At 64.3% G+C, this 22,197-nt stretch carries 19 protein-coding genes; 3 read left to right on the top strand and 16 right to left on the bottom strand.

Annotation, left to right across the window (positions count from 1 at the left end):
• Positions 1 to 4: 4 nt before the first annotated feature.
• From tpiA to rlmE, 5 genes are all read right to left on the bottom strand, one after another.
• The gene (gene tpiA / locus C7446_RS15675; RefSeq protein ID WP_121174057.1) at positions 5 to 754 is read right to left on the bottom strand and encodes a triose-phosphate isomerase; all 750 of its coding nucleotides are present in this window, start codon (positions 752 to 754) and stop codon (positions 5 to 7) included.
• 130 nt (positions 755 to 884) lie between these two features.
• A complete protein-coding gene (gene glmM / locus C7446_RS15670; protein WP_121174056.1) occupies positions 885 to 2,246 on the bottom strand; it encodes a phosphoglucosamine mutase in 1,362 nt (453 codons plus the stop codon).
• Entirely contained in the window at positions 2,243 to 3,067 is an 825-nt protein-coding gene (gene folP, locus C7446_RS15665) for a dihydropteroate synthase (protein WP_245977877.1), read from the bottom strand. The genes glmM and folP overlap by 4 nt, the downstream gene beginning before the upstream one ends.
• A 157-nt stretch (positions 3,068 to 3,224) precedes the next feature.
• Positions 3,225 to 5,180, bottom strand: a complete 1,956-nt coding sequence (gene ftsH, locus C7446_RS15660; protein WP_121174055.1) for an ATP-dependent zinc metalloprotease FtsH — start codon at positions 5,178 to 5,180, stop codon at positions 3,225 to 3,227.
• A gap of 96 nt (positions 5,181 to 5,276) precedes the next feature.
• The gene (rlmE, locus tag C7446_RS15655; RefSeq protein WP_281272361.1) at positions 5,277 to 5,930 is read right to left on the bottom strand and encodes a 23S rRNA (uridine(2552)-2'-O)-methyltransferase RlmE; all 654 of its coding nucleotides are present in this window, start codon (positions 5,928 to 5,930) and stop codon (positions 5,277 to 5,279) included.
• Positions 5,931 to 6,046: 116 nt separating this feature from the next.
• Between rlmE and C7446_RS15650 the strand changes: the two genes are divergently transcribed.
• Complete coding sequence (locus C7446_RS15650) at positions 6,047 to 6,358, top strand: YhbY family RNA-binding protein (RefSeq protein WP_121174053.1); 312 nt, start codon at positions 6,047 to 6,049, stop codon at positions 6,356 to 6,358.
• Between the two features lie 98 nt (positions 6,359 to 6,456).
• Here the strand turns inward: C7446_RS15650 and greA are convergent, their stop codons facing one another.
• The 6 genes from greA to dapB form a co-directional block, all read right to left on the bottom strand.
• Positions 6,457 to 6,933 carry a transcription elongation factor GreA gene (gene greA, locus C7446_RS15645; protein ID WP_121174052.1) on the bottom strand — a complete coding sequence of 159 codons (477 nt, stop codon included), beginning with the start codon at positions 6,931 to 6,933 and terminating at the stop codon, positions 6,457 to 6,459.
• Positions 6,930 to 10,163 (bottom strand): carbamoyl-phosphate synthase large subunit, encoded by a 3,234-nt coding sequence (gene carB / locus C7446_RS15640; RefSeq protein ID WP_121174051.1) that lies wholly within the window; start codon positions 10,161 to 10,163, stop codon positions 6,930 to 6,932. Before carB ends, greA begins: the two co-directional genes overlap by 4 nt.
• 78 nt (positions 10,164 to 10,241) lie before the next feature.
• The gene (gene carA, locus C7446_RS15635; RefSeq protein WP_121174050.1) at positions 10,242 to 11,396 is read right to left on the bottom strand and encodes a glutamine-hydrolyzing carbamoyl-phosphate synthase small subunit; all 1,155 of its coding nucleotides are present in this window, start codon (positions 11,394 to 11,396) and stop codon (positions 10,242 to 10,244) included.
• A gap of 232 nt (positions 11,397 to 11,628) precedes the next feature.
• Positions 11,629 to 12,723: an MBL fold metallo-hydrolase gene (locus tag C7446_RS15630; protein ID WP_211327964.1), complete on the bottom strand. Its 1,095-nt coding sequence runs from the start codon at positions 12,721 to 12,723 to the stop codon at positions 11,629 to 11,631.
• A 7-nt stretch (positions 12,724 to 12,730) separates the two neighbouring features.
• The gene (locus C7446_RS15625; RefSeq protein WP_121174049.1) at positions 12,731 to 13,297 is read right to left on the bottom strand and encodes a GNAT family N-acetyltransferase; all 567 of its coding nucleotides are present in this window, start codon (positions 13,295 to 13,297) and stop codon (positions 12,731 to 12,733) included.
• Positions 13,298 to 13,344: 47 nt separating this feature from the next.
• Positions 13,345 to 14,154 (bottom strand): 4-hydroxy-tetrahydrodipicolinate reductase, encoded by an 810-nt coding sequence (gene dapB, locus C7446_RS15620; protein WP_121174048.1) that lies wholly within the window; start codon positions 14,152 to 14,154, stop codon positions 13,345 to 13,347.
• A gap of 83 nt (positions 14,155 to 14,237) precedes the next feature.
• On the opposite strand from dapB, the gene C7446_RS15615 reads away from it, so the two are divergent.
• Positions 14,238 to 15,206, top strand: a complete 969-nt coding sequence (locus C7446_RS15615; protein ID WP_121174047.1) for an esterase-like activity of phytase family protein — start codon at positions 14,238 to 14,240, stop codon at positions 15,204 to 15,206.
• A gap of 3 nt (positions 15,207 to 15,209) precedes the next feature.
• Here C7446_RS15615 and C7446_RS15610 read toward each other — a convergent pair whose 3' ends face one another.
• The 5 genes from C7446_RS15610 to grpE form a co-directional block, all read right to left on the bottom strand.
• Entirely contained in the window at positions 15,210 to 15,608 is a 399-nt protein-coding gene (locus C7446_RS15610) for a septal ring lytic transglycosylase RlpA family protein (protein ID WP_121174046.1), read from the bottom strand.
• Between the two features lie 90 nt (positions 15,609 to 15,698).
• The gene (locus C7446_RS15605; protein ID WP_121174045.1) at positions 15,699 to 16,106 is read right to left on the bottom strand and encodes an Ohr family peroxiredoxin; all 408 of its coding nucleotides are present in this window, start codon (positions 16,104 to 16,106) and stop codon (positions 15,699 to 15,701) included.
• A gap of 176 nt (positions 16,107 to 16,282) precedes the next feature.
• On the bottom strand, positions 16,283 to 17,425 hold the full coding sequence (gene dnaJ, locus C7446_RS15600) for a molecular chaperone DnaJ (protein WP_121174044.1): 1,143 nt from the start codon (positions 17,423 to 17,425) through the stop codon (positions 16,283 to 16,285).
• 86 nt (positions 17,426 to 17,511) lie between these two features.
• Positions 17,512 to 19,437 (bottom strand): molecular chaperone DnaK, encoded by a 1,926-nt coding sequence (dnaK, locus tag C7446_RS15595; protein WP_121174043.1) that lies wholly within the window; start codon positions 19,435 to 19,437, stop codon positions 17,512 to 17,514.
• 123 nt (positions 19,438 to 19,560) lie between these two features.
• The gene (gene grpE / locus C7446_RS15590; protein ID WP_121174042.1) at positions 19,561 to 20,220 is read right to left on the bottom strand and encodes a nucleotide exchange factor GrpE; all 660 of its coding nucleotides are present in this window, start codon (positions 20,218 to 20,220) and stop codon (positions 19,561 to 19,563) included.
• 286 nt (positions 20,221 to 20,506) lie between these two features.
• On the opposite strand from grpE, the gene recN reads away from it, so the two are divergent.
• On the top strand, positions 20,507 to 22,180 hold the full coding sequence (gene recN / locus C7446_RS15585; protein WP_121174041.1) for a DNA repair protein RecN: 1,674 nt from the start codon (positions 20,507 to 20,509) through the stop codon (positions 22,178 to 22,180).
• The last annotated feature ends 17 nt before the right edge of the window (positions 22,181 to 22,197 follow it).

Below are 22,197 nucleotides of genomic sequence, written 5' to 3'. Positions count from 1 at the left end.
TGACTTAACCTGCTGCGTAACAAATGGAGAGAAAATCGTCGGGCTTGAGTGACGCCCCGCCGATGAGCCCGCCGTCGATATCCGGCTGAGCCAGCAGCTCGGCCGCATTGTCCGGCTTCATGCTGCCCCCGTAGAGCAGCCGCATTCGTGAGGCGAGCGTACTGTCGTACTCCGCCAGCCGCTGCCGGATCAGGGCGTGCACGGCCTGCGCCTGTTCGGGCGTGGCCGTGCGACCGGTACCGATGGCCCAGACCGGCTCATAGGCAATGATGACCCGCTGACGCTCGCCCGGCTCGAGGGTATCGAGCACGGCCGCCACCTGGCTGAGCACCACTTCCTCGACCCGATCGGCATCGCGCTGTTCGAGCGTCTCGCCCACGCACAGGATCGGCGTCAGCTCGTGCTGCAGGGCCGCCGCCACCTGCTGGCGAACCTCCCGGTCGCTTTCACCGAACAGGGTCCGTCGCTCGGAGTGGCCGGCCAGCACATACTGCACGCCACAATCCTTTAGCATGGCGCCGCTGACCTCGCCGGTCAGGGCGCCGTCGGCAGCGGGATTGAGCGTCTGCGCACCAATACCGACCGCTCGCTCGCGAAAGGTCTGCAGTGCCGGCACGAGGTAGGGGAAGGGCGTAATGAGCGCCACATCCACGCCGTCACCCGGCCCGCCGTCGGCCAGCGCTTCATCAAAGCGCGCCAGCAGGGCCAGCGAACCGTTCATTTTCCAGTTACCCGCAATCAGAGGCTTGCGCATGATGGCTTGCTCCATGCGAGCAGACGGTAACGGCCAGCCGGACCGCCTGCCGATCGAAGGGTGTGGGGGACCGATGAACACGGAGGGGCGATGGTAATGGAGCCCCTGCGTGAATACAACCGGTGCCGTTTCAGTGGTCGACTCCGGCCATTCCGGTTTCGATCTCGCCGGCGATGGTTTCGGCCAGCCCCTGCACATCCAGGTGCGGCCGGCCCTCGACCATGACGCGAATCAGGGGTTCGGTGCCGGAGGGTCGCAGCAGCACCCTGCCATTCTCCCCCAGCTCGGTCTCGACCCGGGTTACCGCCATCCGGACGGACTCGGAAGCCAGCAGCGCCTCCTTGTCGACCCCCTCCCGGAGCCGCACGTTGACCAGCGCCTGGGGCGCCTTCTCGTACCCTCCCATCAGGGTCTCCAGGGAACGGTCTTCGACGATCATGATCGCCAGCACCTGCAGCGCCGACACGATGCCATCCCCCGTGGTCTGGGCATCGCCGCAGACGATATGCCCCGAAGATTCTCCGCCCAGACTCCAGCCCAGCGACTCCATGCGCTCGAGCACGTGTCGGTCACCCACCTTGGCCCGCTCGAAGGGGATACCGAGCTTCTCGAGTGCCGCGGCCAGCCCGAAGTTGCTCATCAGCGTACCAACCACGCCGCCGGCCAGCACCCCGCGCGCCTGGCGGTCACGCGCAATCATGTAGAGGATGTCATCACCGTCGATCAGCCTGCCCGAGGCGTCACACATGATGACCCGGTCGCCATCACCATCGAAGGCGATACCCAGATCGGCACCGGTTTCGAGCACCCGGGCCTGCATGGTCTCGGGCGAAGTCGAGCCAACCTGCTGATTGATGTTGAGACCGTCGGGCGTGGAGCCCAGCAGCGTGACATCCGCCCCCAGCTCGCGGAACACGCTGGGCGCAATATGGTAGGTAGCACCGTTGGCGCAATCGATCACCAGCTTCATGCCGTGCAGGCTGAACCGTCCGGGCACGCTGGACTTGCAGAACTCGATATAGCGGCCGGCAGCATCATCGATGCGCACCGCCTTGCCCAGCCGATCGGGCCCGACCGTCGCCAGCGGACCATCGAGCTCCGCCTCGATCTCGGCTTCCAGCTCGTCGGGGAACTTGGTGCCTTCTCCCGAAAAGAACTTGATGCCGTTATCCTGATGGGCGTTGTGCGAGGCACTGATCACCACGCCGGCACTGGCACGGAAGGTCCGGGTCAGATAGGCAATGCCGGGCGTCGGCATCGGCCCCAGCAGGGCCACGTCGACACCGGCCGCGGAGAACCCGGCTTCCAGCGCGGACTCGAACATGTAGCCCGAGATACGGGTATCCTTGCCGATGATCACTCGCGGTCGCGGATAGCGGCGTGCCAGTACCCTGCCGGCGGCCCAGCCCAGCCGCAGTACGAAATCCGCGGTAATCGGGGGTGTGCCCACGGTGCCGCGCACACCGTCGGTGCCGAAATATCGTCGACTCATTGCTCTCTGCCTTCCTGCATGACGGCCCGCGTCATGCGCACCACATCCACTGTCGGGGCCACATCATGCGTTCGAATGATTCGTGCCCCAGCGCGTACGGCCAGCGCTGTCAGCGCCAGCCCGCCCGGCACGCGTTCCGTAACATCACGTTCGAGAACCCGGCCGATCATGCCCTTGCGGGAGATCCCCACCAGCATCGGCCGTTCCAGTTCCTGCAGATACTCTAGACGATTCATCAGACGCAGGTTGTGCGCAAGCGTCTTGCCGAACCCGAATCCCGGATCGAGCACCAGACGCTCCCGGGCGATGCCGGCCTGCAGGCACGCGTCAACGCGCCCTGCGAGGAAATCGCGCACGGCATGCTCGATGGGCAGCTCATAGTGGGGCTGCTGCTGCATGGTATCGGGCTCGCCGACCATGTGCATCAGACAGATCGCCAGCTCGCTCTCGGCGGCCGCTGCCAAGGCGCCGGGGCGGCGCAGGGCACGAACATCATTGATCATTACCGCGCCCCGTCGCGATGCTTCACGCATCACCTCGGGGGCACTGGTATCCACCGAAACCGCCGCCCCAAGCTCGTCAACCAGACGCTCGAGCACCGGCAGCACCCTGTCCTGCTCCTCCTGCAGGCTGACGGGTGAGGCGCCCGGACGCGTGGACTCACCGCCAATATCGATCAGCGTGGCACCGTCGCGCAGCATGGCCTCGGCCTGACGCAGGGCCGCATCCGGCGCCTGATGTCGCCCGCCATCCGAAAAGGAGTCGGGGGTCACGTTGAGAATGCCCATGACCCGGGGCGTTGCAAGGTCGATCGACAGCATGGCCGGCGCGGCTCCTGGTTATCGCTGGGAATCGGTCACTATACCGGCTCCGCATCACTGACCCAACCGCCCGGCCATCGGCATCGAACGGCAGCCGGCCCAGAACACAGGAAGCCGCCCGGGGGCGGCTTCCTGTGTTCGCCAGCAGCGGCGTTATCTACTGACCTGCCGTACCCCCCAGCGGATCCGAGGGCCGACGCCGGCCGTCCTCACCCTCTTCCTCGCCGGTACTGGCGTCATCAGTACTGTCGGCATGAGCACCGCCACCAGGATCATCATCATTGGTGTCCTTTGGCGGGCGGGGATCACGCCCTTCCATGATGTCGCGGATCTGGTCGGTGTCGATGGTCTCGTACTTCACCAGCGCCTCGGCCATGCTGTCGAGCTTGTCGCGATTGTCCTCGAGGATCTGGCGCGCCTGCTGATAGCACTCATCGATGATGCGGCGCACTTCCTTGTCCAGCCGCGTACTGGTTTCCGGCGAGCTGAACTTGCCGCCGCCCTGACCGGGGCCACCAAGGAACTGGTGGGACTCGTCCTCGTCATACATCAGCGGGCCCATCTCGGCGGAGAGCCCCCACTTGGCCACCATGTTGTGTGCCAGCTCGGTCGCCCGCTTGATGTCGTTGGAAGCCCCCGTGGTTACCCCGTTGGGGCCCAGCGTCATCTCTTCGGCAATCCGGCCGCCGAACAGCGAGCAGATCTGCGAGATGAGCTGCTGGCGGGTATAGCTGTAGCGATCCTCGTTGGGCAGGAACATGGTGACACCCAGCGCCCGGCCACGCGGAATGATGGTGACCTTGTAGACCGGATCGTGCTCGGGCATCAGCAGCCCGATGATGGCATGGCCCGACTCGTGATAGGCGGTGTTGCGCTTCTCCTTCTCGTTCATGACCATCGAGCGCTTCTCGGCGCCCATCATGATCTTGTCCTTGGCCATCTCGAGCTCGTTCATGCCCACCAGCCGGCGGTTCTTGCGCGCCGCGAAAAGCGCGGCCTCGTTGACCACGTTGGCCAGGTCGGCACCGGAGAAGCCGGGCGTACCACGCGCAATCATCTCGGGCTTGACGTCTTCCGCCAGCGGCACCTTGCGCAGATGCACGCCGAGAATGTGCTCGCGACCGCGAATATCGGGCAGACCCACCGTCACCTGGCGATCGAAGCGACCGGGGCGCAGCAGCGCCGGGTCCAGTACGTCGGGACGGTTGGTGGCCGCGATCACGATGATGCCTTCATTGGCTTCGAAACCGTCCATCTCGACCAGCAGCTGGTTGAGTGTCTGTTCGCGCTCATCGTGACCGCCGCCCATGCCCGAGCCACGCGAGCGGCCCACGGCATCGATCTCGTCAATGAAGATGATGCAGGGCGCCTGCTTCTTGGCCTGCTCGAACATGTCACGTACGCGGGAGGCCCCCACACCGACGAACATCTCGACGAAGTCCGAACCGGAAATGGTAAAGAAGGGCACCTTGGCTTCGCCGGCAATCGCCTTGGCCAGCAGGGTCTTGCCGGTACCGGGCGGCCCCACCATCAACACCCCGCGCGGAATCTGACCGCCCAGACGCTGGAACTTGCCGGGATCGCGCAGGTAGTCGACCAGCTCCTCGACTTCCTCCTTGGCCTCGTCGCAGCCGGCGACGTCCTTGAAGGTGGTCTTGATGTTCTCGTGCGAGAGCAGCTTGGCCTTGGACTTGCCGAAGCTCATCGGGCCGCCCTTGCCGGAGCCGCCGCCCTGCATCTGCCGCATGAAGAACAGGAAGATGGCCAGAATGATCAGGATCGGGAAGCTGGCGATCAGCAGCCGTGACCAGATGCTCGGCTCATCGGGCTTCTTGCCCTCGACCGTCACGTTGTGACCGAGCAGATCATCCATCAGCTTCGGATCCTCGGTCGCGGGCCGGATGGTCTGGAAATCGGACCCGTCCTTGCGCTCACCGCGGATGGTATAGCCGTCGATGGTGACCTTGTTGATCCTGTCGTTCTGCACCTGCTGGACAAACTGGGAGTAGTTCATCGATTGCGGCGCATTATCGACACTGAAGTTGTTGAACACCGTCAGCAGCACTGCCGCGATGATCAACCAGAGAATCAGGTTCTTCGCCATGTCGTTCAAGGGAGTACCCTCACTGCGTGAATCTGCCTGCCGTACAGGCCGCATAAGCCCTGCATGGGGGCAGGCCCCGGCAAAAGCAAGTCAATGCTCGTTCGTTCATCCCCTGAATCCCCGGCCCAGCAGGTAGACTTCCCGTGAACGGGCGCGGGAGGCTTCAGGCTTGCGTGTCATCACCCGATCGAAGCGCCGGCGCATGTCTCCAAGGTAGTCGTCGAACCCCTCCCCCTGAAAGACCTTGGCCAGAAAATCTCCGCCCGGGCGCAGAATCCGTTCGGCCAGATCGAGCGCCAGCTCCACCAGATGCATGGCACCGGGCTGATCGATGGCGGCCTGACCGCTCATGTTGGGCGCCATGTCGGAGACGATCAGATCCACTGCGCGACCGTCCAGTGCTGCCAGCATATCCCCCAGCACCGCCTCCTCGGTAAAGTCACCCTTAAGAAAGGTAACGCCGGGGACCGGATCCATCTCCAGGATGTCCGAGGCCACGACCATGCCCTGATCGCCGATGCGCTCGGCCAGCACCTGACTCCAGCCTCCCGGTGCCGCACCCAGATCCACCACGGTCATGCCGGGCTTGAGCAGCTGATCGTGCTGGTCGATCGCAAGCAGCTTGTAGCTGGCCCGGGAGCGATAGCCGTCAGCCCAGCTGCGCTGAACGTGAGCATCACTGAAGTGCTCCTTCATCCAGCTGTTGCGCTGGCGACCGGAGCCGGAAGAGCGGCCTTTGCGGGTTGTCGAGCGAGTCACGAGAACACCTGTCGGGAGTCGGGGTCGGACGCACCCGTCACCGGATTGGCGGGCAGGGCATGAACTGAAGTAAACTGGAGGGTTAACATCCAGCGATATCGAGTCTGCAACATATCATGAGCCTGTCAGCGGCACAAAGAAAAAGCCTTCGCAGTATCGGCCATCATCTGCATCCGATCGTGCGGATTGCCGGCAACGGTCTTTCCGCGGGAGTCATCAATGAACTGGAGCGCGCCCTGAGCGATCACGAGCTGGTCAAGCTCAGCCTGGCCGTGGAGGGTCGCGGGGAACGGGCTGCGGCCATCGACGCACTGGCCGAGCAGACCCGCTCGGAAATCGTCCAGACGCTGGGCAAGACCGCCCTGCTCTATCGCCACAATCCGCGGGCCAATCCCCGGCTGTCCAATGTGGCACGCCATTCGCAGTGACCCGCGGGCGAGTCTGGAGGGGTGATCCGCTGCTGACCAATGCAGCGAAACAATGACGGCCATTGCCCGGACATCCCGCGTCCGGGCAATGGTCATGCTCAGAGGTGCTCGACCAGGCTGATTTCGTACTCGACCTCGCCGCCGGGGGTGGAGACACTGACCACGTCACCCTCCTCCTTGCCGATCAGCGCACGGGCGATGGGCGAGGTCACCGAGATCTTGCCGCCCTTGATATCGGCCTCGTCCTCGCCGACGATCCGATAGCGGACCTCCTCATCGGTATCCAGGTTCATCAGCGTCACGGTAGTGCCGAAGATCACCTTGCCGTTCTTGTCGATTTTGGTCACATCGATCACCTGGGCCGAGGCGAGCTTGGACTCGATCTCCTGAATGCGCCCCTCGATGAAGCCCTGCTGCTCGCGCGCCGCGTGATACTCGGCATTCTCCTTGAGATCACCGTGTTCACGCGCCTCCGCAATGGCCGCAATTACCTGCGGCCGATCCTCGCTCTTGAGCCGATTGAGCTCTTCCCTGAGCGCCTGTTCGCCATAGACGGTCATCGGGACCTTGTTCATGATGTGCTTGCTCCTGCGTGCAGCTCCTGAAGCCTGCGCACTGTAATCTCGTTGCCATATTCGAGCGCCATGCATACCGCGCGCGCCCCGGCCAGCGTGGTGGCATAGGGGACCTTGCGTGCCAGTGCAGTGCGACGAATCAGGGATGAATCGTTGATCGCCTGACGGCCTTCGGTGGTATTGACGATATACGCCACTTCATCGTTCTTGAGCATGTCGACGATGTGCGGGCGACCCTCGAATACCTTGTTGACCGGGTCCACCGGGAGTCCGGCAGCACTCAGGGCCCGGGCCGTTCCCCGGGTCGCAATCAGCGTGAAGCCCAATGTTAGCAGAGAGCGGGCCACCTCGATAACGGCCTCCTTGTCGGGATCACGTACCGACAGAAAGGCGCAACGCTCCCCTTCGAGCCGCGGAATGGCCTCGCCGGCGCCGAGCTGCGCCTTGTAGAAGGCCTCGGCAAAGGTTTCGCCACTGCCCATGACCTCGCCGGTCGACTTCATTTCCGGGGTCAGGATGGGATCGACGCCGGGGAACTTGTTGAACGGGAAGACGGCTTCCTTGACGCTGTAGTATCCCGGAATGAGCTCGCGGGAGAACGACTGCTCGGCCAGCGTGCTGCCGGCCATGCAGCGCGCCGCCACCTGCGCCAGCGACCGGCCGATGCACTTGGAAACAAAGGGAACGGTACGCGAGGCGCGCGGATTGACCTCGATCACGTAGATCTCATCGTTCTGCCAGGCGAGCTGGACGTTCATCAGCCCCACCACATTGAGCTCCAGCGCCATGCGCCGGACCTGCTCGCGCATGCGATCCTGCACCTCGGCGGGCAGCGAGTAGGGCGGCAGCGAGCAGGCGCTGTCACCGGAGTGAACCCCGGCCTGCTCGATATGCTGCATGATGCCGCCGATCACCACGTCGCGACCGTCGCTGACGGCGTCGATGTCCACCTCGATGGCGGAGTCGAGGAAGTGATCGAGCAGCACCGGGCTGTCGTTGGAGACCCGCACCGCATGGATCATGTAGCTCTCGAGCTCGTCGGCGGTGTAGACGATCTCCATCGCCCGGCCACCGAGCACATAGCTCGGCCGTACCACCAGCGGATAGCCGATCTTCTCGGCCTTGGCGAAGGCATCCTCGAAACTGCGCGCAGTGGCGTTGTCGGGCTGCTTCAGCCCCAGCTTGTGGATCATCTGCTGAAAGCGTTCGCGATCCTCGGCCCGATCGATGGCATCCGGCGTGGTGCCGATGATCGGCACGCCGGCCGCTTCCAGCTCGCGCGCCAGCTTGAGCGGCGTCTGCCCGCCGAACTGGACGATCACGCCGGTCGGCTGCTCCTTCGCCACGATCTCCAGCACATCCTCGAGCGTGACCGGCTCGAAGTAGAGTCGGTCCGAGGTGTCATAATCGGTGGAGACGGTTTCCGGATTGCAGTTGACCATGATGGTCTCATAGCCATCCTCGCGCATCGCCAGCGCGGCATGCACGCAGCAGTAGTCGAACTCGATGCCCTGCCCGATGCGATTGGGCCCGCCGCCGAGCACCATGATCTTCTGACGATCGGTGGGGTCGGCCTCGCACTCCTCCTCGTAGGTGGAGTACATGTAGGCCGTCGAGGTCGGAAACTCGGCAGCGCAGGTATCCACCCGCTTGTAGACGGGGTGAATGTTCAGCGCATGGCGATGATTGCGCAGATCGTGCTCGGAGACGTCGAGCAGCTGCGCCATGCGCGCATCGCTGAAGCCACGCCGCTTGTAGTGGAACATCCGCCGCGCATCGAGCTCGGCCAGATTGCCGCGGCCGATCTCGGCTTCCATCTCGATCAGCTCCTGGACCTGGATCAGAAACCAGCGATCGATGTTGGTATAGCCGAACACTTCATCGAGTGTCAGTCCGGCGCGGAAGGCGTCACCGATGTAGAAGATACGATCGGCACCCGGTCGTTGCAGCTCGCCCTGCAGGTGTGCCATGAACTCGCCATCGAAGTGGGCCAGCTTCGGATTGAAGCCGTCGGCACCGATCTCCAGGCCGCGCAGTGCCTTCTGCATCGACTCCTGGAAGGTACGGCCGATCGCCATCACCTCGCCCACCGATTTCATCTGGGTGGTCAGCCGATCGTTGGCCTGCGGGAACTTCTCGAAGGTGAAGCGCGGGATCTTGGTGACGACATAGTCCAGCGCCGGCTCGAACGAGGCCGGCGTGGCGCCGCCGGTGATGTCGTTCTGCAGCTCGTCGAGGGTATAGCCGACCGCCAGCTTGGCGGCGACCTTGGCGATCGGGAACCCGGTCGCCTTGGAAGCCAGCGCGGAAGAGCGCGACACGCGCGGGTTCATTTCGATGACCACCATGCGCCCGGTATCGGGATGAATCCCGAACTGGACATTGGAGCCGCCGGTTTCGACGCCGATCTCGCGCAACACCGCCAGCGAGGCGTCGCGCATGATCTGATACTCCTTGTCGGTTAGCGTCTGGGCCGGCGCCACGGTGATCGAATCCCCGGTATGCACGCCCATGGGATCGAAGTTCTCGATCGCGCAGACGATGATGCAGTTGTCGTTCCTGTCCCGCACCACCTCCATTTCGTACTCCTTCCACCCCAGCAGCGATTCATCGATCAGCAGCTCGTGATTGGTGGAAAGATCGAAACCGCGCTCGCAGATCTCCTTGAACTCCTCCTTGTTGTAGGCCACGCCGCCGCCGGAGCCGCCCATGGTGTAGGAGGGCCGGATGATGGTGGGAAAGCCGAGCTCCGCCTGGATCTCCCAGGCCTCCTCCATGGCGTGCGCCACCCGTGCCCGGGGGCACTCCAGGTCAATGTTCTTCATCGCCTTGTCGAACAGGTCGCGATCCTCGGCCTTCTCGATGGCCTGCGCATTGGCGCCGATCATCTCGACGCCGAACTGCTTCAGCACCCCGTGACGCTCGAGTTCGAGGGCGCAGTTCAGCGCGGTCTGCCCACCCATGGTCGGCAGCAGCGCGTCCGGGCGCTCGCGCTCGATGATGCGCGCCACCGCCTCGCGGGTAATCGGCTCGATGTAGGTGGCATCCGCCATCACCGGATCGGTCATGATGGTGGCCGGGTTGGAGTTCACCAGGATCACCCGGTAGCCCTCTTCACGCAGGGCCTTGCAGGCCTGGGCGCCGGAGTAGTCGAATTCGCAGGCCTGGCCGATGACGATGGGGCCGGCGCCGATGATCAGGATGCTGTGCAGATCGGTTCGTTTTGGCATGACGGTATCGCAGCGTTGGAAGTTCGAAAACGGGGTGGCAGCACATCTGCCCCGGCCGGCAGCGACCGGGGGCGACGCTCATGCGGCCTGACGGCGGGTTGCCATCATCGACACGAAGCGGTCGAACAGCAGTGCCATGTCATGCGGGCCGGGGCTGGCCTCGGGATGCCCCTGGAAGCTGAAGGCCGGGCAGTCGGTGCGCTCGATCCCCTGCAGGGTGCCATCGAACAGCGAGCGGTGGGTCGCCCGCACGTTGGCCGGCAGCGTGGCCTCGTCGGCAGCGAAACCATGGTTCTGACTGGTAATCAGCACATGGCCGGTCTCCAGATCGAGCACCGGATGGTTGGCGCCGTGGTGGCCCTGCTTCATCTTCACCGTGCGAGCTCCGGAAGCCAGCGCCAGCAGCTGATGCCCCAGGCAGATGCCGAACACCGGGGTGCCGGTCTCGAGAATCGTGCGGATCGCCTCGATGGCATAGTCGCAGGGTTCCGGATCGCCCGGCCCGTTGGCCAGAAACACCCCATCGGGCTGCAGCTCCAGCACCCGGCTGGCCGGCGTGCGGGCCGGCACGATGGTGAGCCGGCAGCCCCGGCTGGTCAGCATGCGAAAGATGTTGTGCTTGGTACCATAGTCATAGGCCACCACGTGCCAGGGCTGCTCGCGCCCGGCCAGATCGGCGTGTCCGGCCCCCAGGGTCCACTCCCCGACATGCCAGTCGGCCATATCGGTCACGCTGGCCTGGTCGGCCAGATCCATGCCCTTGAGCCCGGGGAAATCCCTGGCTGCCGCCAGCGCTCGTGCCTCGGCATCGTCACCCTCGGCCTCGGCGCCGGCGAGGATGGCACCGTTCTGGGCCCCCTTGTCACGCAACAGCCGGGTCAGCCGGCGGGTGTCGATGTCGGCGATACCGACCACGCGCTGGGCCCGCAGGTACTCATCCAGCGAGCGCACGCTGCGAAAGTTGCTGACCAGCCGGGGCAGATCGCGAATGACCAGTCCGGCCGCCTGAATGCGCGTGGACTCGAGATCCTCGTCATTGATGCCGGTATTGCCGATATGCGGATAGGTCAGGGTGACGATCTGACGGGAGTAGGAGGGGTCGGTGAGAATTTCCTGATAGCCGGTCATGGCAGTATTGAATACCACCTCGCCACTGGTCAGGCCATCGGTGCCGATGGCCTGACCGTGAAATACGCTGCCATCCTCGAGCGCCAGTATCGCAGGTTTGATCAACGCAACATCCTCCCCGGGGCAAGTTGATCGCCGGCGGCCTCAGGCACACGGGGCACCCACCGGGTGACCCTTCGCCGTGAGCGCTACCGGGCGTGAAAGAGCAAACCGAAACGGCCGTCGAATGCCTCCCGGGCGATGTCAGGTTGCAAAAAAGCGGGAAGAAATCCCGAAGAATCTCCTCCCGCTTGCAGTCTGACAGGGCCTCGGGTTTTACCCGGCCAAATTGGGCCGATCATACCCGATTCCGATCGCTCACGCCATCGTGCCCGGCCCCGATTACCGCTGGCGGCTCGACCACAATCGGTTGCCCCGGACAGGGCACCCGAAACGCGGCCGCCGCCATGCCGGCCTTCGCGCGCGCCTCCGCCAGCGTCTGCTGAGCTTCCTCCTGACCCTCGTCGGCCAGCGCGAAGCAGCCGAAGTGACAGGCAATACTGACCTCGCAGCCCAGCAGGCGGTGTACTTCAACCGCTTCCCGCGGCCCCATGTGGACCGGCGCCATGAACCATTCGGGGCGGAAGGCGCCAATCGGCAGCAGCGCACAGCGGGGCGTGCCCAGCCGCTCGGCCAGATTGGTGAACAGGGGCGCGCTGAAGCCGCTGTCGCCGGCAAAATAGAGCGCCCCGGCCCCCCTCGTTTCCAGCCACAGGCCGCCCCACAGGGTACGCCGGGCATCATGCCGGGTCCGGGCACTCCAGTGCTGCGCCGGGGTGAATGTCAGCCGGGCACTGCCGGCCAGGGTGTGCGTCTGCCACCAGTCCAGCGCCACGACATTAACAAAGCCGAGCTCACGCATCAGTGTCTCGTTGCCCAGCCCCGTGACCAGCAGCGTCTGCGGGTGACGGTGCGCGAGCTGGCGCAGCGACCGAAGATCGCAGTGATCGTAGTGGCTGTGACTGACGAAGATGACATCCAGCGGCGGCAGCTGCTCGAGCGTCAGCCCCGGCGGATGAAAGCGGGCCGGCCCGGCGAAGCTGAGCGGACTGACCCGTTTCGACCAGACCGGATCGGTCAGTACGTTGAGACCGCCCGACTGGATCAGGAAGGTGGCATGATTGACCAGGGTCACCCGAAGTTCATCCGGTGCCGACCGCGCCGGCGGCGTCGGCCCGACTGCGAGATCACGCCACTGCCAGGCCGGACGCTGGCGGCGCTCCTCGCGCCACTGGCGAAAGGCGCCCGGCGCCCTGGGGGGCAGGGGCGGTACATTGTGAAAGCGCTCACCGTCGAAGTGATCGCTGACCGGCCCCCGGTAACGATAGCGTCCCGCCAGCCCCTTCAGCGACAGCCACCAGAGCGGTGGCCACCCGCACACCAGACGGCTCATGCCCCTTTCATCCTTCATCCCCTCTCAGGCGCGCATAACAGCAGGTATTGCGCAGCTCTCCAAAATGATCGCGGCAGTCATGACGCCGGATACCTTCCAGACGATAACCGGACCGCTCGGCGACTCGGCAGCTGGCAAGGTTGCGTTCATCACAGGTCAGCGCCAGTCGCTGGAAACCATATTCGACCAGTAATGCGTGACTCAACGCCTGCAGCGCCTCGGTGATCAACCACTGCCCCTGAAAAGCCCTATGACACCAGTAACCCAGCGTGCCTGCCGGTACCTGCCAGTCGATATCCTGCACGTCCATGACGCCCGCCAGTCTGTTGGGCACCTGATCTCCTGCAAGCCACAGTGCGTACGTGACTCCCGTTCTATCGTGCAGCGCGCACTCAGCCTGCCTGCAGAAATCACGCCGCTCCTGCAGTGTCGATTCGGGGCTCGCCCATGCCAGCCACGGCATCAGTACTGTCATGGACTCAAACAGGGCAGCGTGCAGTGCCTCGGCATCATCGACGCTGATCGGCAGCAATGTCAGACGGTCGGTCACGAGACAGGCGGGTAGATCGGTCATGACGATTCACCCTGAAACGGATAGCAGCGGTAGCCCTTCGGATAGAGTCAGCCTTTCAGCCCCAGCACATCCTGCATGTCATAGCGCCCCGGGCCCTGTTCCATCAGCCAGTGTGCGGCCCGCACGGCACCATTGCCGAAGGTCAGCCGGCTCGACGCCTTGTGGGTGATCTCGATGCGTTCGCCATCGCCGGCAAACAGCACGGTATGTTCGCCAACAATGTCGCCGCCGCGGATGGTGGAAAAACCGATCTCGCGCTCGCGGCGCGCGCCGATCTGGCCATGACGCTCGAACACGCCCTCCTGCTTCAGGTCACGCCCCAGCGGCTCGGCCACGGCCTCCCCCAGCATCAGCGCGGTCCCTGAAGGGGCATCGACCTTGTGACGGTGATGAGCCTCGATGATCTCGATATCGAAACCGGCGTCACCCAGCGCACGTGCCGCGGTCGTCAAGAGATTGGTGGTGAGATTGATGCCGGTGCTCATGTTGGCGGCAAACACGAACGGAAGCCGATCGGCGTAGCCCTCGAGTTCGGCAAGCTGCTCATCGCTGAATCCGGTGGTACCGATGACCATGCGCCTGCCGTACGCGGCACACAGCGCCAGGTTCTCCAGCGTCAGCGCCGGGGTGGTGAAATCGATCAGCACATCGAACTGCCCGATCACCTCTTCGACCGAGCCGCTCAGCGCCACGCCCAGTCGCCCCTGCCCGGTCACCTCACCGACATCGGCGCCGATGAGCGAACTCTCCGGGCGTACTACGGCCGCGCTCAGCTCGGCCTGTTCGTCACGCTGGGTCGCCTCGATCAGAATGCGACCCATGCGCCCGGCGGCGCCTACCACGGCAATGCGCGTCATGCCTGCTCCTGTCATGTTCGAAGATGTCCTGACACTATACCATTGCTTCCCGTGCTGCCGTCCCGACTGCTGGAGTCCATTGCATGCCCCGCGCCCTCTGCGCTCAGCTTCTGATCCTGACTGTCCTGCCGGCCCTGTCCGGCTGCATCCTGGCCGGGCCGGTCGACATGGGCAATGCCAACGCTCCGCCTTCGCGGCATGTCGACTGGTGCGGCACGCTGCGACTGTCCGATCACACCCCGCAGGATGTCGAGCTTGGCGGACTCTCCGATCTCGCCTGGCAGGCAAGGACCGATACCCTCTACCTGCTCTCCGATCGGGGCTGGCTGTTTCAGGCCCGGCCCCGCTTCGAGCGCGGCCAGCTCGACGAGCTGGTCATTACGGCCTCGCATCGCCTGCGCGACCGTGATGGCCGGGCGCTGGAGATGCCCCGGGCCGATGCCGAATCAATGACCCTGGACACGACCGAAACGCCAGCCACCCTGCTGATCGGTTTCGAGCGTGATCATCGCCTCCAGCGCTTTTCGCTGACCGGGCAGGCCGTGGCCGCACCGATGCGTCCCGAGGCGCTTGAAGGCGCCCGCTACAACGGTGGCGTCGAGGCCATGACACTGACGGCGCGACACGGGCTGATGGCAGGGCTGGAGAAACCGCCCCGGGACAGTGCGGCACGCACGACCCGGCTGTTCAATGACCGCGGGCAACAGTGGCACTATGTGCTGGCAGACGAGCCGGCCAGCGGGCTGACCGCAATGGCGCCACTGACGGTACCCGGACAGCCCGCGGACGAAGAGCTGCTGACGCTGGAACGCGCCTTCGACCCGCCCCACCCGCTGGTCATCAGCCTGCGCCGCACCCGGCTCAATGAGGATGGCAGCACTTCGGTAACCACGCTGGCGCGACTCTCCAGCGCCGATGGCTGGCGGCTGGACAACTTCGAGGGACTGACCCGAATCGACGCCCACCGCTATCTGATGGTCAGCGATGACAACTACAGTCTGCTGCAGTCCACCCTGCTCAGCTGCCTCGATATCACTGTCGACGGGCAGTAAGCCCTACCGCGCCAGCACCTCGAGGCGTACCGGCGCCGTGCCCGACTGCAGCATGTGCAGCCGCCGTGCCGCCAGCGGGGAGAGGTCGATGATCCGGCCCGCAGTAAAGGGCCCGCGATCATTGATACGCACGGTCACCTGCCGATCATTGTCGAGATTGATCACCCGCACCCGGGTGCCGAAGGGCAGACTGCGATGAGCCGCCGTCAGTTGCTGCGCACTCAGACGCTCGCCGCTGGCGGTCTGCCGGCCGACGTAGCGGCTGGCATAATAGGAGGCTTCGCCTCGCTGTACGCTACCCGCGGCCGAATCGACCGAGGGGCCGGCACAGCCGGAGAGCACCAGGGCACTCGCCAGTGCCACGGTGAACGACAGATGACGGAGAATCCGATCAGGGGCCATTCGAACTCATGATGACAGGGGTGCCGTCTGGCAGGGTAAAGGGAAAAGGCGCCCGCCGGCAGAGCGCATCGGCCGGCGGGCATCAGCCGATTACTGCCCCCGGACCTCGAGTTCGACCTCGAGATTGCCGCGGGTGGCCTTCGAATACGGGCACATTTCGTGGGCCTGCCGAATCAGCGCCTCGGCGTCCGCCTGCGGCAGCGCCACTTCGGCGATCAGCTTCACGCCCAGCGAGTAGTCGTGATTCTCCGAGTGCAGTGCCACCTCGGCGGTCACCGGAATATCCTCGAGCTCATGCCCCTGCTGCTTCGCCAGCGCCTTGGCGGCGCTGGCGAAGCAGGCCGCATAGCCGGCGGCAAAGAGCTGTTCGGGATTGGTGGCCGATTCGCCACTGCCCGGCATGGCCAGGTCGACATCGAGGATGCCGTCATCGCTGCGTGCATGACCGTTGCGTCCACCACCGGAGACCGCGACCGAGGTCTGATACATGACCGACATGAGAGAACTCCTGCTGAAGGGTGTGGTACGGATCGGCTGCACCGATCAGGACTTTCGATAACAGCGTAGTTCAGCGCCCCGCTGCTGCGAAACCGCGAATGGCCCGTCGGCCGACGATGAAAGGCCCCATCCGAAGCAACGGATGGGGCCGGATCGGCTGTATCCCGATCAGGCGATCAGGAACGCATGTCCTCGAAGAACTTCTTCACACCGTCGAACCAGCTGCTCTTGCGCGGCGAGTGCTTGGTGCCGGTGCCATCCAGGCTCTCCTGGAACTGGCGCAGCAGCTGCTGCTGCTCTTCGGTCAGATTGACCGGGGTCTCCAGCACGACCTTGCAGATCAGGTCACCGGGCGAACCACCGCGTACCGGCTTGACGCCCTTGCCGCGCAGCCGGAACAGCTTGCCGGTCTGCGTCTCGGCGGGAATCCTGAGCTTGACGCGTCCCTCGAGGGTCGGCACTTCCAGCTCACCGCCTAGGGTGGCATCCACGAAGCTGATCGGCACCTCACAGTGCAGGTCGCGCCCATCCCGCTCGAAGATCGGGTGGCTCTTGATCGCCACCTGAACATAGAGATCGCCTGCCGGACCACCGTTGACCCCGGCCTCGCCCTCGCTGTTGAGACGAATGCGATCACCGGTGTCGACACCGGCGGGAATCTTCACCGACAGGGTGCGCGTCTCCTGCACCCGACCTTCGCCATGGCACTTGCGACACGGACTTTCGACCACCTCGCCCCGGCCATGGCAGGTCGGACAGGTCTGCTGCACCGCGAAGAAGCCCTGCTGCATGCGCACCTGGCCCATGCCGTGACAGGTCGGACAGCCCTTCTTGTTGGTCCCCGGCTCGGCGCCATCACCGCTGCAGCGCTCACACTCGACCAGCCGCGGCACGCGGATATCGACCGTGGTACCGGCCACGGCATCCTCGAGATCGACCTCGAGGTTGTAGCGCAGATCGGCGCCGCGCTGCGGTGCATTGGGGTTGCGTCGGCCACCACCGCCGAAGATGTCGCCGAACACGTCGCCGAAGATGTCGCTGAAACCGCCGGCTCCGGCACCGCCGAAACCGCCGCCGCCGCCACCGCCCTGGCCGTCGACGCCGGCATGGCCGAACTGATCGTAGGCTGCACGCTTCTCGTCGTCGCTCAGGACTTCATAGGCGTCGGAAACTTCGCGGAAGTTCTCTGCCGCATTGTCATCATCGGGGTTGCGGTCAGGATGGTATTTCTGTGCCAGGCGTCGATACGCCTTCTTGATCTCTCTGGCATCGGCGTTGCGGTCGACGCCGAGTATCTCGTAATAGTCACGTTTGGCCATGAATCACTGCGCCCTCCGAAGTCACACACCCGCAAAAACAACGCGGGAGCAGGGCTCCCGCGTCGCGCCTCAGACAGGTGCCTGCCTTACTGCTTCTTCTGGTCGTCGTTGACTTCTTCATAGTCCGCGTCGACCACATCATCATCGGAATTGCCGGTGCTGCCCTGAGCCTGTCCGCCGCTCTGGTCTTCACCCTGCTCGGCGTACATCTTCTGGGCCAGGTTACCGGAAGCCTCGGTCAGGGCATCGAGCTTCGACTGGATGTGCTCCTGATCATCACCCTTGTTCGCTTCCTCGAGCTCGCTGATGGCAGTCTCGATCTGCTGACGCTCTTCATCGCTGGCCTTGTCGCCGGCTTCATCAAGCGTCTTGCGCGCTGCGTGAATCATGCCGTCGGCTTGGTTGCGCAGCTGCACAAGTTCCTCGAACTTCTTGTCCTCGGCCTCATGCGCTTCGGCATCCTTGACCATCTGATCGATATCTTCCTCGGTCAGACCGCCGGAAGCCTTGATCTCGATCGACTGCTCCTTGCCGGTCGCCTTGTCCTTGGCGGAGACGTTGAGGATACCGTTGGCATCGAGATCGAACGCCACCTCGATCTGCGGCACGCCGCGCGGCGCCGGCGGAATGTCGGAGAGATCGAAGCGACCCAGCGACTTGTTCTGCCCGGACTGCTTGCGCTCACCCTGCAGCACGTGAATGGTCACGGCCGTCTGGTTGTCCTCGGCAGTCGAGAAGGTCTGGGTCTTCTTGGTCGGGATCGTGGTGTTCTTCTCGATCAGCGGCGTCATCACGCCACCCAGCGTCTCGATACCCAGCGTCAGCGGGGTCACGTCAAGCAGCAGCACGTCCTTGACGTCGCCGCCGAGCACGCCGCCCTGCAGCGCGGCACCGACCGCCACGGCCTCGTCCGGATTGACGTCCTTGCGGGCATCCTTGCCGAAGAATTCGGCGACCTTCTTCTGCACCAGCGGCATGCGGGTCTGACCGCCGACCAGGATCACGTCCTGGATCTCGCTGCTGGACAGGCCGGCATCTTCCATGGCGGTCTTGCAGGGCTCCAGCGAACGCTGCACCAGATCCTCGACCAGCGATTCCAGCTTGGCCCGCGTGACCTTGACGGCCATGTGCTTGGGACCGTTCTGATCGGCCGTGATATAGGGCAGGTTGACCTCGGTCTGCTGCGCGGCCGACAGCTCGATCTTGGCCTTTTCGGCAGCTTCCTTGAGACGCTGCATGGCCAGCGAGTCACCGGAAAGGTCGATACCCGAATCGTTCTGGAACTGCTGAACGAGATAGTCGATCAGCTTGAGGTCGAAGTCCTCGCCGCCCAGGAAGGTATCGCCGTTGGTGGCCAGCACTTCGAACTGCTTCTCGCCATCGACATCGGCAACTTCGATGATCGAGATATCGAAGGTACCGCCGCCCAGGTCATAGACCGCGATGGTGCGATCACCGCCGCTGCGATCCATGCCATAGGCCAGTGCGGCCGCCGTCGGCTCGTTGATGATACGCTTGACCTCGAGCCCGGCGATGCGACCGGCATCCTTGGTAGCCTGGCGCTGCGAGTCGTTGAAGTAGGCCGGCACGGTGATGACCGCTTCGGTGACTTCCTCGCCGAGATAGTCCTCGGCGGTCTTCTTCATCTTCTTGAGCACTTCGGCGCTGACCTGCGGCGGCGCCATCTTCTGGTCGTTGACCTGTACCCAGGCATCGCCGTTGTCGGCCTCGACGATCTTGAAGGGCACCATCTTGATGTCCTTCTGGACCACGTCGTCGTTGAACTTGCGGCCGATCAGGCGCTTGATGGCATACAGCGTGTTGGACGGGTTGGTGACGGCCTGACGCTTGGCAGCCTGACCCACCAGCGTCTCGCCATCATCGGTATAACCAACGATGGAAGGCGTCGTGCGTGCACCTTCTGCGTTTTCGATGACCCGCGTCTTGTCACCATCGAGAACGGCCACGCAGGAGTTGGTCGTTCCCAGGTCGATACCGATAATGCGTCCCATGGTCTCACCTCGAAAAAATCGTCTGACTCAATCATCTGCGGCGACTGCCGCGTGGTTGTCTGCTTATGTGGGGGACACCCGGACCGCTTTCAAGGCCTGTCCGGATTCTCCCGGCTCAGCAGTTCAGGAGCCCTGCTCCTCCGGGGTCTTGCTGACCACGACCATGGCAGGTCGAACCAGCCGGCCGTTGAGGCTGTACCCCTTCTGCATCACGTTCATGACGGTGTTGGGCTCCAGCTCCGGGCTGGGCACCATCGACATGGCTTCGTGATACTGGGGATCGAAGGGTTCCCCCTCGGGGTCAAGCTGTTCCACTCCGAACTTGCCGAGCACATCGAGCTGCATCTTGAGGGTCATCGACACCCCCTCGCGATGCGTTTCGGTGGCCTCGTCGCCCATGTTCTCCAGCGCCTTCTCGAGACTGTCGACCACCGGCAGCAGCTCCTTGACGAACTTCTCCAGAGCGAACTTGCGGGCCTTTTCGACATCCTGCTCGGCGCGGCGCCGGGCGTTCTGGGCCTCCGCGGCTGACCTTGTCTGCTGATCCCTGGCCTGCTCGAGCTGGGACTCCAGCTCGGCCACACGCGAGGCCAGCACATCGGCTTCGGCATCATTTGCCTCGAGCGTCTCCCCTTCCTCGTGCAGGGCATCGCTCTCTTCCAGCGTTTCGCCGAGACTCTCCGGCGTCTGCTGCTCGTCGTCTTCCAGCGGTTGCGGCTCGGCATCACGCTGCGCGCGCTCGAGCTCTTCATCACCACCGGATTGCTGTGGATCTCTGGCCATACGAGAAGCCTCCTGTTCAAACCGTTGCCTCTCCGGTTTTGCCGTGCAAACGGCAACCGGACGGTGCCGACACGATGGCGGCGCTGTCTGCGCCCTGTAATGGGGATGATCGCTGCGATCTCAAGTCATTCCCCTGCAGACACCGGTAAAATGCCGCTCTCTCCGGCTCTCCCGGTACGGCTGGCAAGGCCGAAGGGTAAACGGGCAGGCGATCAGGCAGGGATTGAAGCCCGGAAGCGATAACTGTATAAAAAACCAGACCCGTAATTTTATACAGGGAGCGAGCATGCTGGCACAGCTCACCATCCGTGATTACGCCATCGTTGAACATCTGGAACTGGACTTCCGCAGCGGCATGACGGCCATTACCGGCGAAACCGGCGCCGGCAAGTCGATCCTGCTGGGCGCGCTGTCGCTCTGTCTGGGCGAACGTGCCGATGCCGGCAGCGTGCGCCATGGTGCGCGCCGGGCCGAGCTGTCGGCCCGCTTCGACGTCAGCCATCTGCCGGAAGCCCGCGCCTGGCTGCGAGAGCGTGAACTGGATGATGAGGAGTGTCTGCTGCGCCGCACCGTCGCCAGTGAAGGGCGCTCGAAGGCCTGGATCAACGGCACGCCCTGTACCATTGCGGATCTTCGCTCCCTCGGCGAGCAGCTGATTCACATTCACGGCCAGCATGCCCATCAGGCTCTGCTGCGTGAAGAGGCCCATCTGCGCATGCTCGACGAATTTGCCGGGCTGCAGCCCCGGGTGGAAGAGCTGAAGCACTGCCATCGCCGGTGGCAGCAGATCCGCCGCCGGCTCAAGCAGGCCCGGGAAGCGGACGACGAAACCCGGGCACGCCGGCAGCTGCTGCGCTACCAGGTCGAGGAGCTCGATCACCTTGCACTGGAAGAGAACGAGCTGGAGGAGCTGGAACGGCAGCAGACCGAACTGGCCAACGCCGAACAGATCGTCGGCGATGCCCGCTTCGCCGCGGACTGCTGCGATCACGACGAGGATGGCGCCCTGCTGCGGCTCTCACGGGCCATGCAGCGCCTCGATCAGCTGCCCGGCGCCGATCGCGGCAGACTGGCCGAGGTCCGCGAGATGCTCGACAGCGCCCGCATTCAGCTCGAGGAAGCCGGCCGTGAACTGCATCACCACGTCGAGACCACCGAACTCGATCCCGAGCGGCTGGAGCGTGTCGAGGAGCGCCTGGCAGAGGTACACCGCATTGCCCGCAAGCACCATGTCATGCCGGAAGAGGTGATGGCGCTGCACCGGCGGCTGCGCGATGAGCTCAGCCAGCTCGACAACGATGAGCAGGATATCGACACCCTCACCCGCGAGAGCGAGGAAGCCCGGGAGAACTGGCGCGAACTGGCACGCTCCGTTTCGGAGCAACGTCATCAGGCGGCAGTCGAACTGGGCAGTGCGGTACAGGAGCAGCTGGCCTTTCTCGGCATGGAAAAGGCCGAGTTCGAGGTCGCCGTCAACAAGCGGGAGAGCGCCCAGCCCGACGGTTTCGATCATGTCCGCTTTCTGATCTGTGCCAATCCGGGGCAGCCGGCCCGCCCGCTCACCCGGGTGGCCTCGGGCGGTGAGCTGTCGCGCATCAGTCTGGCCATCCAGGTCGTGGCTGCCCGGCACAGTACCATGGCACCGCTGGTCTTCGACGAGGTCGATGTCGGCATCTCCGGCGCCACCGCGGAAATCGTCGGTCAGCTGCTGCGCCAGCTGGGCACCCATGGTCAGGTCCTGTGCGTGACACACCTGCCCCAGGTGGCAGCCCAGGGCCATCAGCATCTGCACATCGAAAAACAGGCGGGCGAGGACAGCACCCATACCTCGATGGCGCTGCTGGACGAAAGCGGCCGGATTCGCGAGCTGGCCCGCATGCTCGGCGGGGTCAATCTGTCCGACCATACGCTGGCACACGCCCGTGAGATGCTCGCCAGCAGTCAGCACTCGGCCCACTGACTGAATGCGCTGATCGG

Origin of the sequence: Kushneria sinocarnis (assembly GCF_003633775.1) — a bacterium.
GTDB lineage: Bacteria > Pseudomonadota > Gammaproteobacteria > Pseudomonadales > Halomonadaceae > Kushneria > Kushneria sinocarnis.
This window is presented reverse-complemented; position numbering and strand designations above follow the sequence as displayed.

Bases quoted from the DNA above. Each gene is read 5' to 3' on its own strand.
- C7446_RS15615 (WP_121174047.1), top strand. From the start codon at position 14,238: ATGCCCCGCGCCCTCTGCGCTCAGCTTCTGATCCTGACTGTCCTGCCG.
- dnaJ (WP_121174044.1), bottom strand. From the start codon at position 17,425: ATGGCCAAACGTGACTATTACGAGATACTCGGCGTCGACCGCAACGCC.
- C7446_RS15650 (WP_121174053.1), top strand. From the start codon at position 6,047: ATGAGCCTGTCAGCGGCACAAAGAAAAAGCCTTCGCAGTATCGGCCAT.
- recN (WP_121174041.1), top strand. From the start codon at position 20,507: ATGCTGGCACAGCTCACCATCCGTGATTACGCCATCGTTGAACATCTG.
- C7446_RS15605 (WP_121174045.1), bottom strand. From the start codon at position 16,106: ATGTCGGTCATGTATCAGACCTCGGTCGCGGTCTCCGGTGGTGGACGC.
- C7446_RS15610 (WP_121174046.1), bottom strand. From the start codon at position 15,608: ATGGCCCCTGATCGGATTCTCCGTCATCTGTCGTTCACCGTGGCACTG.
- carB (WP_121174051.1), bottom strand. From the start codon at position 10,163: ATGCCAAAACGAACCGATCTGCACAGCATCCTGATCATCGGCGCCGGC.
- dnaK (WP_121174043.1), bottom strand. From the start codon at position 19,437: ATGGGACGCATTATCGGTATCGACCTGGGAACGACCAACTCCTGCGTG.
- greA (WP_121174052.1), bottom strand. From the start codon at position 6,933: ATGAACAAGGTCCCGATGACCGTCTATGGCGAACAGGCGCTCAGGGAA.
- folP (WP_245977877.1), bottom strand. From the start codon at position 3,067: ATGCTGTCGATCGACCTTGCAACGCCCCGGGTCATGGGCATTCTCAAC.
- grpE (WP_121174042.1), bottom strand. From the start codon at position 20,220: ATGGCCAGAGATCCACAGCAATCCGGTGGTGATGAAGAGCTCGAGCGC.
- tpiA (WP_121174057.1), bottom strand. From the start codon at position 754: ATGCGCAAGCCTCTGATTGCGGGTAACTGGAAAATGAACGGTTCGCTG.
- C7446_RS15625 (WP_121174049.1), bottom strand. From the start codon at position 13,297: ATGACCGATCTACCCGCCTGTCTCGTGACCGACCGTCTGACATTGCTG.
- C7446_RS15630 (WP_211327964.1), bottom strand. From the start codon at position 12,723: ATGAGCCGTCTGGTGTGCGGGTGGCCACCGCTCTGGTGGCTGTCGCTG.
- glmM (WP_121174056.1), bottom strand. From the start codon at position 2,246: ATGAGTCGACGATATTTCGGCACCGACGGTGTGCGCGGCACCGTGGGC.
- dapB (WP_121174048.1), bottom strand. From the start codon at position 14,154: ATGACGCGCATTGCCGTGGTAGGCGCCGCCGGGCGCATGGGTCGCATT.